We start from the raw sequence: 13,559 nt of genomic DNA, 5'->3' as shown, positions 1-13,559 counted from the left end.
GCACCCGATGAATGGCCCGGGGGACGTTGGGCCGAGTATGGTGCCGGACAAGTCAGAAGCCGGCGTGCCGGGGTTCTGGTCAAATTACGGGAGGCGAGTTGACGGAAATGTCGGTAAAGGCGCGGGGTCCACTGAAGCCACATTTTGAAGAAATCCAGGCTCACTACGACCTCTCCGACGATTTTTTCGGGCTGTTCCAGGACCCGACGCGCACGTATAGCTGCGCGTATTTCGAGCGCGAGGACATGACCCTCGAAGAGGCGCAGATCGCCAAGGTCGATCTCAACCTGGACCTGCTCGACCTCAAGCCGGGTATGACGCTTCTGGACATCGGCTGCGGCTGGGGCGCCACGATGAAGCGGGCGCTTGAGCACTACGACGTCAATGTCGTCGGCCTGACGCTGTCCAAGAACCAGCACGCCTACACCTCGGCGTTGCTTGACTCCGTCGATAGCGACCGCTCGCATCAGGTGCTGCTGCGCGGCTGGGAGCAATTCAGCGACCCGGTCGACCGCATTGTGTCCATCGAGGCCTTTGAGCACTTCGGATTCGAGCGCTACGACGACTTCTTCAAGAACGCCTTCAACATCCTGCCCGACGACGGGCGGATGACGATCCAGAGCAGCACCGCCTTCCATCCCGAGGAGTACGTCGCCAAAGGTAAGAAGCTGACGTTCGACGTGGCCCGCTTCATCAAGTTCATCATCACCGAGATCTTTCCCGGTGGCCGCATACCGTCCGCGAAGATGATGGTGGAACACGGCGAGAAGGCCGGTTTCGTTGTGCCCGAGTATCTCTCGCTGCAGACGCACTACGTCCGGACGCTGCGCACGTGGGCCGACGCATTGGAAGCCAACAAGGATCGGGCGATCGAGGTGGCGAGCGAAGAGAACTACGACAGGTACATGAAGTACCTGCGCGGCTGCCAGAACTACTTCGACGACGAAATGCTCGACTGCAATCTCGTCACCTATCTCAAGCCCGGCGCCGCGGCTTAGTTGCGCGGCGTCCGCGCACGCTGACACCTAGCGCGTGCTGAGCGTCCCTTCGATGTACTCCGCACGACATGCGCGTCGCGCCAACTTGCCACTTGTCGTGCGCGGGATGACACCGGCGGCGACGAGCCGAACGTCGTAGGTGTTGACGGCGTGCTTGCGTGACACCGCCTTGCGGACGGCGTCAATGATGGGCTGTGGATCCGCCCGGCCCGCTCCAGGCCCGCGTTCGGCGACGATGACCAGCTTTTCGCTTGTGTCGCTGGGTTCGCCGCCTGGCAGCTCACGCGCCGGGACCGAGAACGCCGCGACGAAGCCCTGCCGTATCCCGTCGGATGCTTCGGCGACCGTCTGCTCGATGTCCTGCGGGTAGTGGTTGCGGCCGTCGACGATGACCATGTCCTTGATCCGACCGGTGATGTACAGGTCGCCGTCGATGTAGCAACCCAGATCGCCGGTGCGAAGCCATGTCGCGTCGGCCGCCGTGCCGTCGGCGTGGCTGCCGATGTCCAGCCGGGACTGCAGCTTGTTGCCGAAGGTGTACTCCGTCTCCTCCGGCCGTGCCCAGTAACCGCGACCGATATTGTCGCCGTGCAACCAGATCTCGCCGACGTGCTCGTCGGGCACCTCGGCGCCGGTTTCGGGGTCGACGATCGCCGCCCACTGGCTCACCGCCACCTCGCCGCACGACACCTGCGCAAGCGCGTTCGGGGCGTCGGGCTCGACACGAACAATCCGCCCGCGCCCCAGCTCCTCGCGGTCGACGTAGACGGCCGTCGGCTCGGTGTAGGGCAGGATCGACGACACGAAAAGCGCCGCCTCAGCCATCCCGTACGACGGTCGGACGGCGGTCTTGGTCAGCCCGTACGGCAGGAACGCCTCGGTGAACTTGAGGATCGACTCGAGGTTCACCGGTTCCGAGCCGTTGATGAGCACGACTTTGCTCAGGTCGACGGGCGTATCGCCGGGCATTCCCCGCTGCGCGACCAGATCGAACGCGAAATTCGGTGCGGGAGAAACGATGTGGCAGTTCTTCGACTCGTCGGAGAGCACCTGGATCCAGCGCAGCGGCCTGCGGACGAATGCCATCGGCGACATGAAGGTGAGGTGTCCGCCGTAGAGGATCGGGAAGCCGATCATCATCAGCCCCATGTCGTGGTACAGCGGCAGCCAGCTGACGCCGTTGATCTCGTCGGCGGCGCCTTCCAGCCCGATGGAGAGCACCATCTGCAGCAGATTCGTGCCCGCGGCGCGGTGGGTGATCTCCACGCCGGTCGGAGTGCGCGTCGAACCGGACGTGTACTGGAGGTAGGCGACCTCGTCGTTGAGAAGCGTCACCGGCGCGTACGTCGACCCCACGGAGTCTGGGATGGCGTCCACGGCGATGATGCGGGGCCGCTTCTCGCGCGGCATCAGCCGGACGAACTTCTGCACGGCGTCGCCAACAGCGGTCGTCGTCAGCACGACGGCGGGCTGGGCGTCGGTGAGCACGGCGTCCAGGCGTTCTGCGTGGCCCGGCAACTCGGGCGCGAAAAGGGGCACCGCGATATTCGCGGCCTGGATGGAGCCGAAGAAGCTGGTCACGTAGTCGAGGCCCTGTGGCGCCAGGATCGCGACGCGGTCACCCCTTTGCGTCACCTGCTGAAGTCGGGCGGCGATCGCTCGCGAGCGCGTGCCGACCTGGTCCCAGGTGAGCTCGAGCGCCTTTCCGTCGGAATCCTGGCTGTAGTCGACGTAGCGGTAGGCGAGCGCGTCGGCGAAGTCGACGATGTTCTTGTCCAGAAGCGCGGACAGGTTTGTGCCCTCCGGCAGCGCGATATGACCGTTCGCGTCCAAGTAAGGCTCGGTAGCCGGCCCTACTCCTCGAGCCGGTGTGCCGCGCACAGAAGCACTCTCCATAAGCGTAGTCTAAGAGATACTGTGCTCAAGCCGTGAATCGGCGCGGACCTCGGGGTTCAATTCATTCCTCCTTTAGGCGTGCCGATCTGCGAAAACGTGACCACGACTCTCACATTCGTCACATCAGTCACGCTTGGTCAGCTTAGTTCCAGATAATGAGACGTTCTGCCATATTTGTGTGGCAGATACCACCCTTGCAGGGTCGGGCGTGCGACTCGGCCGGAACTTCCGATGACGACGTCGAGAATGTACCCGGCGTTGTTGTATCCGACCATCTGATGCCTCGTTTCCCCGATGTGCAGCACCACTGCGACCCGTCGTAGGTACTTCTGACGGTTTTCTGACGACTCTTCGTCGACCCTACCCAGACAGGCAGGCGCGCGTGCCTTGAGCGCGCCGAGTAGTCGCTAGTTAGTCGTTGTCTGATTCGCGAAACCCCGTTCGTCGAACGGGTAGAGAGTGGAACACAGGGTTCTGCTCCCCCACGTGGAAGGTTTTGCACATGCACTACTTCGCCCTGCTGATCAGCCCGCAACGTGATCTCACGCCCGAGGAGGGCGCCGCAAAGATGGCGGCCTACCAGAATTTCCACGCCAAGGCCGCCTCGGCGATCCGCGCAGGCGATGCGTTGCAACCGCAGTCGACCGGCGTGCGGATCACCGGCGGACCCGACGCCCCGATCGTCACCGACGGCCCGTTTGCCGAGGGAGCCGAGGTCGCGGGCGGCTATTACGTCTTGGAGGCCGAGAACCTCGACGAGGCGTTGGCGCTGGCCCGCGAGATTCCGGCCGCGAAGCACGGCGGCGTCGAGGTGTGGCCGATGGTTCACTTCTCCCCTGCGCGTGCCCCACTGACCGGTGACAGCTGGCTGGCACTGCTGCTCGAGCCGACCGAAGAAGTGGCCGAGCCGGGCAGCCCGCAGTGGAACGAGCAGGCGCAGGCGCATGTGGAATTGAACAAGGTCGTCGGTGACCGCGCGGTGGGCGGCGCTCCGCTGCATCCGCCAACGACGGCGACGACGGTGCGGGTGCGCGACGGCGAGGTGCTGTTGACCGACGGGCCGTACGCCGAGGGCGCCGAGGTGGCCAACGGGTTCTACTACATCAACGCGGCCGACCGCGACGAGGCGGTCAAGGTGGCGTCGATGATTCCTGCGACGACGGTGGAGCTGCGGCGGCTGGCCGGCGTATCTGGGCTCTGAGCCTCAATGGCCAACCTGGACAGCGTCTTTCGACGTGAATGGGGCCCTGCTGTCGCCGCGCTTGCGCGCTGGTCGGGTGACCTGACCGTCGCAGAGGACGCTGTCCAGGAGGCCTTCGCCGAAGCGCTTCGCGCCTGGCCCCGTGACGGCGTGCCGGAAAATCCCGGCGGATGGGTGGTGGCCGTCGCGCGCAACCGCGCGCTGGATCGTCTGCGACGCGAATCGGTCCGGCCGGGGAAGGAACTCGCTGCCGTGGTGGACGACATCCGCGCCCGCACCGATCGCCCGGGCATCCCGCATCGAGTCCGCGATGACGAGCTGCGGATGATGTTCACTTGCGCGCATCCTGCGCTGGACCGGGCTTCCCAGCTGGCGCTGACCCTGCGGCTGATCTCCGGGTTGACGGTCGCCGAGATCGCCAGGGCGCTGCTTGTTTCCGAGGCGGCCGTCGGACAGCGAATCACCCGGGCCAAGAACAAGATCCGGCACGCGAACATCCCGCTACGGGTCCCGCCGGCGGAGCTTTTGCCGGAACGCACTCCGCATGTGCTGGGTTGCATCTACTCGGTGTTCACCGAGGGCTACTGGTCGACCGCGGGGCCGTCGGCGATTCGCGACGAGCTGTGCGACGAAGGCGTCCGGCTCGCCGGCGAGGTGTGCGCGCTGATGCCCGACTCGCGTGACGCGCATGCCCTGGCCGCCCTTGTGCTGCTGCATGATTCGCGCCGAGCCACCCGGGTGGACGGCGATGGCGCACTGGTACCGCTCGACGAGCAGGACCGAAGTCGATGGGACCGCGGCAGGATCGCCACCGGCGTGCAGCGCCTGGCGCTGGCCGCGGGTGCAGACGGGCCGTATCTGCCGCAGGCCGTGATCGCCGCGATCCACGCGACCGCGGCCAGCTGGGAAGAGACCGACTGGGCGACGATCTGCGCCGCCTACGATCGGCTGCTGCAGATCGCCGACTCACCAATCGCACGTGCTAATCGCGCGCTGGCCATCGGGTTTCGCGACGGCTTTCCCGCCGGTCTTGCCGCACTCGACGGCGTTGCCGACGACCCTCGACTGGCCCGATCGAGCACTGTGCCGTCGATCAGGGCCGATCTGCTTCGGCGGGCGGGCCGCAGGAGCGAGGCGCTGCGGTGGTACGAGACGGCGTTGGCGCACGCGGGTTCCGACCCGGCCCGAGCCTTCCTGGCCCGCCGAATCACGGAGTGCTCCGCCTGATCCCCCCGCACCGCGAGCGTGCGCGCTTGCACGCATCTCCGCGGCGTGTCGTGTGCAGACACGCACGCTCGCGCTAGCTGAGCGGGACGTCGAGGATCGGCCGGTTGACGTCGGCGCCGGGGCCGTCGAAATGCCACCACTCGCCCGGGTACACCGAAAGACCACCGGCAGCCATCCCGTCACGCAGCCATTTCCGGTTGGCCTGCTGGTCGGCGGTGACCCCGTCGGTCGCGAAAGCCTTTGCGCGCGGCGAGAAGTCGTCGAACCCCGTGCCCATGTCGACCAGCCACCCGTAATGCGCGTCGGCCAGCGTCACGTCGACCGACCGGCCGGACTCGTGGCTACGCGCCGACGTCCCCGGCCGCGCCACCCAGTTCGGGTCCGGCACGGAATCGAACATCTCGACCTGCACCGCGTGCGGGCGGTAGCAGTCCCAGAACACCAGCCTCGCGCCGCGCGCACGGAACGCGTCGGCGGCCTCCGCGAGCCCAGGCGCCAGCGACTCGTGCACGAGGCAACGCGCGTCCGCCGGATACAGCGGCTTGCCGACGAAGTTGTCCGCCGTTGCATAGCGCAGGTCGACGACCGCGTCGGGGATGACGCCGGTGATGTCGACGAAACCGGCCGCAGCCGCAGTCGCCGGCTCAGCCCGCCCAACGGGCGCACCCGCTACGGCTATCATCAGGGCGACGAAAACCGTTGCGAGCGTGCGCACTTCGGCGGGTTAGGCCTCGGCGAAGTTGCGGGTGACCGCCGGATCGACCGGGATGCCCGGGCCGGTGGTCGTCGAGACGACGATCTTCTTCAGGTAGCGGCCCTTCGACGACGACGGCTTGGCCCGCAGGATCTCGTCCAGCGCGGCGCCGTAGTTCTCGACGAGCGCCTTCTCCTCGAAGGACGCCTTGCCGATGACGAAGTGCAGGTTGGCCTGCTTGTCGACGCGGAAGTTGATCTTGCCGCCCTTGATGTCGTTGACGGCCTTGGTGATGTCGGGCGTCACGGTGCCGGTCTTCGGGTTCGGCATCAGGCCACGCGGGCCGAGGATGCGGGCGATGCGGCCGACCTTGGCCATCTGATCGGGCGTGGCAATCGCGGCGTCGAAGTCCAGGAAACCGCCCTGGATCTTCTCGATCAGGTCGTCGCTGCCGACCACGTCGGCGCCTGCCGCCTTGGCCTCCTCGGCCTTGTCACCGACGGCGAACACCGCGACGCGGGCCGTCTTACCGGTGCCGTGCGGCAGGTTGACGGTGCCGCGCACCATCTGGTCTGCCTTGCGCGGGTCGACGCCGAGCCGGATGGCGACCTCGACGGTCGCGTCCTGGTTCTTCGACGAGGTGTCTTTGGCCAGCTTGGCGGCCTCCAGCGGCGAATACAGCTGATCCCGGTCGATCTTCTCGGCGGCTTCGCGGTACGCCTTGCTCTTCTTGCTCATTACCTATCTCCTAATCAGAGGTGTGGTTAGCGGGCCGGAGCTGGCCCTCCCACGGGGAAGCGGATACTCGACTCGGTTGTCGGGCCGATCCGCCTTCGGCTACTCGACCGTGATGCCCATCGACCGGGCGGTGCCGGCGATGATCTTGGACGCTGCGTCGATGTCGTTGGCGTTCAAGTCTTCCTTCTTGGTCTCGGCGATCTCGCGCACCTGATCCCAGGTCACCTTGGCGACCTTGGTGGTGTGCGGCGTGCCGGAACCCTTCTGCACCCCCGCGGCCTTGAGCAGCAGCTTGGCCGCAGGCGGGGTCTTCAGGTTGAAGGTGAAGCTGCGGTCCTCGTAGACGGTGATCTCCACGGGGATGACGTTGCCGCGCTGGTTCTCCGTCGCGGCGTTGTACGCCTTGCAGAACTCCATGATGTTGACGCCGTGCTGGCCGAGCGCGGGACCGACCGGCGGGGCGGGGTTGGCCTGCCCGGCCTGGATCTGCAGCTTGATCAGCCCGATGACTTTCTTTCTCGGAGCCATTGGTTGGTGTTCCTCTCTAGATCTTGGTGACCTGGTTGAAGGTCAGTTCGACGGGTGTTTCGCGGCCGAAGATGGACACCAGCACCTTGAGCTTCTGCTGTTCGGCGTTGACCTCGCTGATGGAGGCGGGCAACGTCGCGAACGGGCCGTCCATGACGGTGACCGACTCGCCGACCGCGAAATCGACCTCGATGGGTGCCCGCTCCAGGCTGGCCTCGGACGAGGCGGCGCCGGAGGTGCTCTTGGCGGCCTTCTTGGGCTGCCCCTGCGGCAGCAGGAACTTCACGACATCGTCGAGGGTCAGCGGCGACGGCCGTGATGTCGCGCCGACGAAGCCCGTCACGCCGGGGGTGTTGCGCACCGCGCCCCACGACTCGTCGTTGAGCTCCATGCGGACCAGGATGTAGCCGGGCAGCACCTTGCGGTTGACCTGCTTGCGCTGGCCGTTCTTGATCTCGGTGACCTCTTCGGTGGGCACCTCGACCTGGAAGATGTAGTCGCCGACGTCCAGGTTCTGCACGCGGGTCTCGAGGTTGGCCTTCACCTTGTTCTCGTAACCGGCATAGGAGTGGATGACGTACCACTCGCCGGGCCGCAGGCGCAGGTCCTTCTTGAGCGCGACGGCCGGGTCCTCGTCTTCGTCCTCGACGGCCTCGGCCGGAGCCGCGTCGTCGGCTGGGGCGGCGTCGTCCTCGAGCGGCGAATCCTCGACGGCCTCGGCCGCGGTGGTCTCCTCGAGAGACTCGGCGGCCTCGTCTGCGATCACGATCGCCGGGTCCGCGGCTTGCGCGAGCGCGTCGGACACGCTCGCGGCCGTTTCGCCGTCGAAGCTAGTCACTTGTCAGTCCTCTCAATATTCCTGGTCAGCCGAACACCATCATCACGACCTTGGCAACGCCGAGGTCGACGAACCCGATCAGCGTCACCATGAACGCCAGGAAGACCAGGACGACCATGGTGTAGGTGACCATCTGCTTGCGGTTCGGCCAGATGACCTTGCGCAGCTCGCCGATGACTTCGCGCAGGTAGTTGATGACATACGCGATGGGGTTGGCGCGCGGCCCCCTGGCCGCCTTCTTGGTCTTCTTCTTGCCCTTGCCGGCATCCTCGAGCGCTGGTGCTTCCTTGGCGCCGGACGAAGTGTCAGCGTCGTCGGCACCGCCGCGCCGAGACCGCTTACCGGTGGGTCGCGCCGGCTGCGTCGATACGGCGCCGGTGCCTTCGGGCTCGTCGCTCACCGCATGCCTTTCATCTGGTTCGTGTGGTCACCTTCCAGTGTCCACACTTGTCGAGTATTCAGTTGAGCAGGGGCGACAGGACTTGAACCTGCAACCTGCGGTTTTGGAGACCGCTGCTCTGCCAGTTGAGCTACGCCCCTTCAGCAATGGCACTGCTGGCAGGCCATCATTCCCGCCCGGGACCCACACAATTTGCGCGCTCCCCGATCGGCCGATCAGAAACCGACGGACAGCGCGCAAAATTGGGAAAATCCCGAGGTCCGAGTGTACATCGGGCCAAGTGTGAGTTACTAATCCGGCTTCGTTTCGTCGCCGGCGTCCGGCCCACGGGCGGCCTTGGCCGGATCGTCGGCCGTCCGCACGACCTGGCCGGTTTCCAGGTCGTACTTCAGCGAAACCGAGTTGTCGCCCTCGTGGCCCATCAACGTCGTGAAGGCTTCCAGGTACAACTCCCCGTTGTCGTCGAGGGCCAGATTCCTGGTCTGGACGATGTCCGCGCCGAACCGTTCGTTGACGGAGATGACCTCCATCTGGCCCCACACCTTGTCCCCGGCCAGCATCGGCTTGTGATACAGGAACTTCTGGTCGACCTGCACGATCTGCATGGTCTCGAAACCGGTGTCGACCTTCCGGAAGAAATCGCGCTGCATGATCAGTGCCAGGGTCGAAATGAACGTCGGCGGCGCCACCAGCGCCTGGTAGCCGAGGTCGGCTGCGGCCGCCTCGTCGTAGTGCGCCGCGTCGTTGGACTTGATGGCAGCGGAATACTCGCGGATCTTCTCGCGGCCGATGACGAAATAGTCGGGGTGCTTGTAGACCATCCCCAAAACGTCTGTCTTGATCGCCATCCGCTATGCCAGCTTCGCTGACGCCACGGCCCGGCCGAAGATCTTCTTGCCGCCGGAGGTCGCACTCAGCGCGATGGTCACTGACTTCGATTCGGGATCAACGGATTTCACGCGGCCATTGAATACGATCTCGGCGCCAACACCGTCGTTTGGCACCGGCACCACAGCCGTGAATCGAACGTTGTACTCGGTGACCGCGGCCGGATCGCCGACCCAGGAGGTGACGTATCCGCCGCCCAAGCCCATGGTCAGCATGCCGTGTGCGATCGCGGTGTCGAGGCCGACCTGCTTGGCGATCTCGTCGTCCCAGTGGATCGGGTTGAGATCTCCCGATACGCCCGCGTAGTTCACCAGGTCCTGCCGGGTCAGCGCAATGACCTTCTCGGGAAGCTGGTCACCCACCTTCACCGAATCGAACTCACGCAGTGCCATCGTTGAAGCCACCTTCCCCGTCTTCGCCCGAACGGCCCGCGAGGGTCGTGTAGGTCTCTTGAACTATCTCGCCCTTGTCGTTGCTGACGATGTTCTTGGTCACGATGATGTCCGCGCCGAACGACTGCCGGATCGAGTGCACGTACACGTCGCAGTAGAGCGTGTCGCCCTCCTTGATCGGCTGAAGGAACTTCAGCTCCTGATCGACCTGGACGATCTTCTCGTCCGCGATCGCGATGTCGTTGTGCTTGAACATGGCCAGCTGCGCCTGATAGCCGAAGACCGAGATGAACGTCAGCGGCGCGAGGATCCGGTCGTGGCCGAGTTCGGAGGCCGCTTCCTCGCGGTGAAACTCGGCTTGGTCGTTCTTGACCGCAACGGCGTACTCGCGAATCTTCTCCCGACCGACGACATAGTGGTCGGGATACCGGTAATGCGTCCCGACCAGATCTGGAGACAACGACACGGTTAGTGAACCTACCTAAGTCCTCGGCAAACCCAAAAGCGTTGGCCGTCAGCGCGACTCTTTGTGCGCCTGGTGCTTGCCGCAGTTCGGGCAGAACTTCTTGATCTCGAGCCGGTCGGGATCGTTGCGTCGGTTCTTCTTGGTGATGTAGTTGCGGTGTTTGCACACCTCACAAGCCAAGGTGATCTTCGGCCTTACGTCAGTACTGGACGCCATGTCAGCTGCCCTCTTTCACGCGTTCTCGTTGTTGCCTAGTAGCGATGGCCGGACTCGAACCGGCGACCTAACGATTATGAGTCGTTCGCTCTAACCGACTGAGCTACATCGCCTGGTCGGGCGCCGCCGGCGGTCGGGAATTGTCCCGTCGCTGCGCTCGCCCGCTGTCCATCGAGCCCCCTAACGGAATCGAACCGTTGACCTTTTCCTTACCATGGAAACGCTCTACCGACTGAGCTAAGGGGGCCTGACCCCACGCAGTCACGCCCGTGGGCCTTAAAGAGGGTACATTCTCGGCGTTTAGGTCGCCAAACCGCTTAGAGCCCGACGGTTACGCCTTCCGTGAACGGCCCGCCGTGCAGCTCGATGGACTCCGGGTCGGTGCCCACCGGAACGTCGAAAACCACCGCGGTGTCGATCGAGTCGCCCGGGTTGAGGTCGGCGAGGGTGTTGCCGAGGTATATCCACGCTTCGTCGTCGGACGTGAACTCGGTCGACCCGTCGGACAGCGTGTTGAACGATGCGAAGAACGTCTGTGGTTCGGTGCCGACGTTGGTGACCTTCATTTTGACGAACAGGTACTCGCCCGCGGCCACTTTCTGCAGGTCGGGGAACTCCGGGTCGGCGACGACGGGTGCCCGGTCGATGCCGGTGACGACGAATTCGAAGTTGCCGTCGCGGACCGGCTGGCCGACGCTGCGGGCCTGATCCTCCAGCGTCGGCGCCTCGACGCCGGTTTCGGATTCAGGGCGGGTGACGGTCGTCTCGGCCGACGCGTCGGACGGCTTGTGGGTCACCGTCGCGTCACCGACGTTGGTGTTCAGCGTCATCACGACGGCGGCTGCGCCCACGATGACGACGACGACGACCGCCGCGATCACGCCGGCGATGACCTTCGGGTTCGGCCCCGACATCCGCGGCACGACCGCAGCAGCCTCAAGGGGTGGCGCCTCGACGGCGGCGGCAGCGCGGTGTTCGGTCCACGACTGGCCGTCGAAGTAGCGTAGGCCGCCAGAGCCATCGGGGTCCGGATACCAGCCGGCAGGGGTGGTCACGAATTGCCACCTTTCTGTGTGCTCATCAGCCAGTGGCGCCGCAAACGGACAATATCGCAGGTCCGCGGGCTGTGGCGCAGTAACGAATCGGTTCGCGACGCGGATTGGCCAGCCACGGCTGTGGTAGTACAGACCCATGCCGGAGTCGGGGGTTGCGGGCGACAGCCCACGGGTGGCTGTGTACCTCGATTTCGACAACATCGTGATCTCTCGCTACGACCAGGTGCACGGGCGCAACTCGTTCCAGAAGGACAAGGCCCGCGGGCTGGACGACGAGAAGCTGGCGACGGCCACCGTCGACCTCGGGGCCATCATCGATTTCGCCTCGTCGTTCGGCACGCTCGTGCTGACCCGGGCCTACGCCGACTGGTCGGCCGATCTCAACGCCAGGTACCAGGGTCAGCTCGTCGGCCGGGCCGTGGACCTGGTGCAGCTGTTTCCGGCGGCCGCCTACGGCAAGAACGGCGCCGACATCCGGCTCGCGGTCGACGCCGTCGAGGACATGTTCCGGCTGCCGGATCTCACCCACGTGGTGATCGTGGGGGGCGATTCCGACTACATCGCCCTCGCGCAGCGGTGCAAGAGGCTGGGCCGCTACGTCGTGGGTATCGGCGTGGCCGGTGCGAGCAGCCGGTCGCTGGCGTCGGCCTGCGACGAGTTCGTCACCTATGACGCGCTGCCCGGCATCCCCACTGTGGCTGTCGCACCCCCGCCCGCGAGGAAGGCGACCAGGCGCGCGAAGTCGACGGTGCCCGACGACGAGGCCGAGCCCGAGCCCGCGGACGCGCAGGCGGCGGCGACGGGGCTACTGGAACGGGCGCTGCGCATCGGCCACGAGAAGGACGACGCCGACTGGCTGCACAACTCCGCGGTCAAGGCGCAGATGAAGCGGATGGACCCGTCGTTCTCCGAGAAGTCGCTGGGGTTCCGCTCGTTCAGCGACTTCCTTCGCTCGCGCAGCGACGTCGCCGACCTCGACGAGAGCAGCACCACCCGGATGGTGCGGCTGCACAAAGAGGACGACGCCAGCTAAATCGGTGAATAGGCATTCGGGTACGGCAATCGGCATCGTGACCCCTCGATACGGCCCTCCCCAGTACCTACTCGACCGCCCCGTACCCTGGGGTAATGGACGACCGCCTCTATTTTCGACAGCTGTTGTCGGGCCGCGACTTCGCGAAATCCGACCCGATCGCCCAGCAGATGCGCAACTTCTCCTATCTGATCGGCGACCGCGAGACCGGCGACACCCTCGTCGTCGATCCGGCGTACGCCGCCAACGATCTCGTCGACATCGCGGAGTCCGACGGCATGAAGCTGTCCGGCGTGCTGGTAACCCACCACCACCCTGACCATGTGGGTGGCTCGATGATGGGTTTCGAGCTCAAGGGGCTCGCCGAGCTGCTGGAACGGCAGAACGTTCCCGTCCACGTGAACAGCCTTGAGGCGGAATGGGTTTCACAGATCACCGGGATCGCCCGCACCGACCTCACCGCACACGAGCACGGAGACAAGGTCAACGTCGGCGATGTCGAGATCGAGCTGTTGCACACGCCGGGCCACACTCCAGGCAGCCAGTGCTTCCTGCTCGACGGTCGGTTGGTGGCGGGCGACACGCTGTTCCTCGAGGGCTGCGGCCGCACCGACTTCCCCGGCGGCGATGTCGACGAGATGTTCCGCAGCCTGCAGCAGCTTGCGCAGCTTTCCGGTGACCCCATGGTGTATCCGGGCCATTGGTACTCGACAGAGCCCAGCGCGTTGCTGTCGGACGTGCGGCGCACCAATTACGTGTACCGGGCGAGCAATCTGGATCAGTGGCGAATGCTGATGGGCGGCTGATCTCTTAGTAGGGTGCTGACCACGGCGATGTTGCCGTGTCTGAGCGGCCATAGGCGCCCAACGGGAGGGATCCACTCGATGACGACACCGCCGACACCCGCAGGCTGGTTTCCCGATCCCGAGCAGGCCGGACAGCTTCGGTACTGGGACGGCGCGGCGTGGACCGAGCACCGGTCCCCCGCG

Annotated in this window: 17 protein-coding genes and 3 tRNA genes; 6 read left to right on the top strand and 14 right to left on the bottom strand. The window is 65.4% G+C overall.

Annotated features, from left to right (window positions below; translation table 11 throughout):
• The first annotated feature begins 107 nt into the window (after window positions 1-107).
• Complete coding sequence (locus D6M19_RS32220; protein WP_123029360.1) at window positions 108-998, top strand: cyclopropane mycolic acid synthase family methyltransferase; 891 nt, start codon at window positions 108-110, stop codon at window positions 996-998.
• A 27-nt stretch (window positions 999-1,025) separates the two neighbouring features.
• Here the strand turns inward: D6M19_RS32220 and D6M19_RS32215 are convergent, their stop codons facing one another.
• Complete coding sequence (locus tag D6M19_RS32215) at window positions 1,026-2,894, bottom strand: fatty acyl-AMP ligase (protein ID WP_123029359.1); 1,869 nt, start codon at window positions 2,892-2,894, stop codon at window positions 1,026-1,028.
• 502 nt (window positions 2,895-3,396) lie between these two features.
• On the opposite strand from D6M19_RS32215, the gene D6M19_RS32210 reads away from it, so the two are divergent.
• Window positions 3,397-4,095 carry a YciI family protein gene (locus D6M19_RS32210; RefSeq protein ID WP_123029358.1) on the top strand — a complete coding sequence of 233 codons (699 nt, stop codon included), beginning with the start codon at window positions 3,397-3,399 and terminating at the stop codon, window positions 4,093-4,095.
• 6 nt (window positions 4,096-4,101) lie between these two features.
• Window positions 4,102-5,322: an RNA polymerase sigma factor gene (locus D6M19_RS32205; protein WP_123029357.1), complete on the top strand. Its 1,221-nt coding sequence runs from the start codon at window positions 4,102-4,104 to the stop codon at window positions 5,320-5,322.
• A gap of 73 nt (window positions 5,323-5,395) precedes the next feature.
• Here D6M19_RS32205 and D6M19_RS32200 read toward each other — a convergent pair whose 3' ends face one another.
• The 13 genes from D6M19_RS32200 to D6M19_RS32140 form a co-directional block, all read right to left on the bottom strand.
• Window positions 5,396-6,004 carry a M15 family metallopeptidase gene (locus D6M19_RS32200; RefSeq protein WP_123029380.1) on the bottom strand — a complete coding sequence of 203 codons (609 nt, stop codon included), beginning with the start codon at window positions 6,002-6,004 and terminating at the stop codon, window positions 5,396-5,398.
• A 42-nt stretch (window positions 6,005-6,046) separates the two neighbouring features.
• The gene (rplA, locus tag D6M19_RS32195; protein WP_123029356.1) at window positions 6,047-6,754 is read right to left on the bottom strand and encodes a 50S ribosomal protein L1; all 708 of its coding nucleotides are present in this window, start codon (window positions 6,752-6,754) and stop codon (window positions 6,047-6,049) included.
• A 99-nt stretch (window positions 6,755-6,853) separates the two neighbouring features.
• On the bottom strand, window positions 6,854-7,282 hold the full coding sequence (gene rplK / locus D6M19_RS32190; protein ID WP_123029355.1) for a 50S ribosomal protein L11: 429 nt from the start codon (window positions 7,280-7,282) through the stop codon (window positions 6,854-6,856).
• A gap of 16 nt (window positions 7,283-7,298) precedes the next feature.
• Entirely contained in the window at window positions 7,299-8,120 is an 822-nt protein-coding gene (nusG, locus tag D6M19_RS32185; RefSeq protein ID WP_123029354.1) for a transcription termination/antitermination protein NusG, read from the bottom strand.
• Window positions 8,121-8,145: 25 nt separating this feature from the next.
• A complete protein-coding gene (secE, locus tag D6M19_RS32180; RefSeq protein WP_123029353.1) occupies window positions 8,146-8,520 on the bottom strand; it encodes a preprotein translocase subunit SecE in 375 nt (124 codons plus the stop codon).
• A gap of 67 nt (window positions 8,521-8,587) precedes the next feature.
• A tRNA-Trp gene (locus D6M19_RS32175) sits at window positions 8,588-8,660 on the bottom strand.
• Between the two features lie 150 nt (window positions 8,661-8,810).
• Window positions 8,811-9,368: a (3R)-hydroxyacyl-ACP dehydratase subunit HadC gene (gene hadC, locus D6M19_RS32170; RefSeq protein ID WP_123029352.1), complete on the bottom strand. Its 558-nt coding sequence runs from the start codon at window positions 9,366-9,368 to the stop codon at window positions 8,811-8,813.
• 3 nt (window positions 9,369-9,371) lie between these two features.
• Complete coding sequence (hadB, locus tag D6M19_RS32165) at window positions 9,372-9,800, bottom strand: (3R)-hydroxyacyl-ACP dehydratase subunit HadB (RefSeq protein ID WP_123029351.1); 429 nt, start codon at window positions 9,798-9,800, stop codon at window positions 9,372-9,374.
• Entirely contained in the window at window positions 9,787-10,266 is a 480-nt protein-coding gene (gene hadA, locus D6M19_RS32160) for a (3R)-hydroxyacyl-ACP dehydratase subunit HadA (protein WP_123029350.1), read from the bottom strand. Before hadA ends, hadB begins: the two co-directional genes overlap by 14 nt.
• Window positions 10,267-10,314: 48 nt before the next feature.
• Complete coding sequence (gene rpmG / locus D6M19_RS32155) at window positions 10,315-10,482, bottom strand: 50S ribosomal protein L33 (RefSeq protein WP_003929651.1); 168 nt, start codon at window positions 10,480-10,482, stop codon at window positions 10,315-10,317.
• A gap of 39 nt (window positions 10,483-10,521) precedes the next feature.
• A tRNA-Met gene (locus D6M19_RS32150) sits at window positions 10,522-10,595 on the bottom strand.
• Between the two features lie 61 nt (window positions 10,596-10,656).
• A tRNA-Thr gene (locus D6M19_RS32145) sits at window positions 10,657-10,729 on the bottom strand.
• A 70-nt stretch (window positions 10,730-10,799) separates the two neighbouring features.
• On the bottom strand, window positions 10,800-11,537 hold the full coding sequence (locus tag D6M19_RS32140) for a DUF4352 domain-containing protein (protein ID WP_164478800.1): 738 nt from the start codon (window positions 11,535-11,537) through the stop codon (window positions 10,800-10,802).
• A gap of 136 nt (window positions 11,538-11,673) precedes the next feature.
• Here D6M19_RS32140 and D6M19_RS32130 point away from each other — a divergent pair, with 136 nt between their 5' ends.
• The 3 genes from D6M19_RS32130 to D6M19_RS32120 all read left to right on the top strand — a co-directional run.
• Entirely contained in the window at window positions 11,674-12,570 is an 897-nt protein-coding gene (locus D6M19_RS32130; protein ID WP_123029349.1) for an NYN domain-containing protein, read from the top strand.
• Between the two features lie 95 nt (window positions 12,571-12,665).
• Window positions 12,666-13,376, top strand: coding sequence for an MBL fold metallo-hydrolase (locus tag D6M19_RS32125; RefSeq protein ID WP_123029348.1), 711 nt, complete (start codon window positions 12,666-12,668; stop codon window positions 13,374-13,376).
• Window positions 13,377-13,403: 27 nt separating this feature from the next.
• The coding region (locus D6M19_RS32120; protein ID WP_327389841.1) for a DUF2510 domain-containing protein at window positions 13,404-13,559 on the top strand (156 nt) is incomplete at its 3' end.

The sequence above is a fragment of the Mycolicibacterium stellerae genome (assembly GCF_003719305.1).
Taxonomy (GTDB): Bacteria; Actinomycetota; Actinomycetes; order Mycobacteriales; family Mycobacteriaceae; genus Mycobacterium; species Mycobacterium stellerae.
This window is presented reverse-complemented; position numbering and strand designations above follow the sequence as displayed.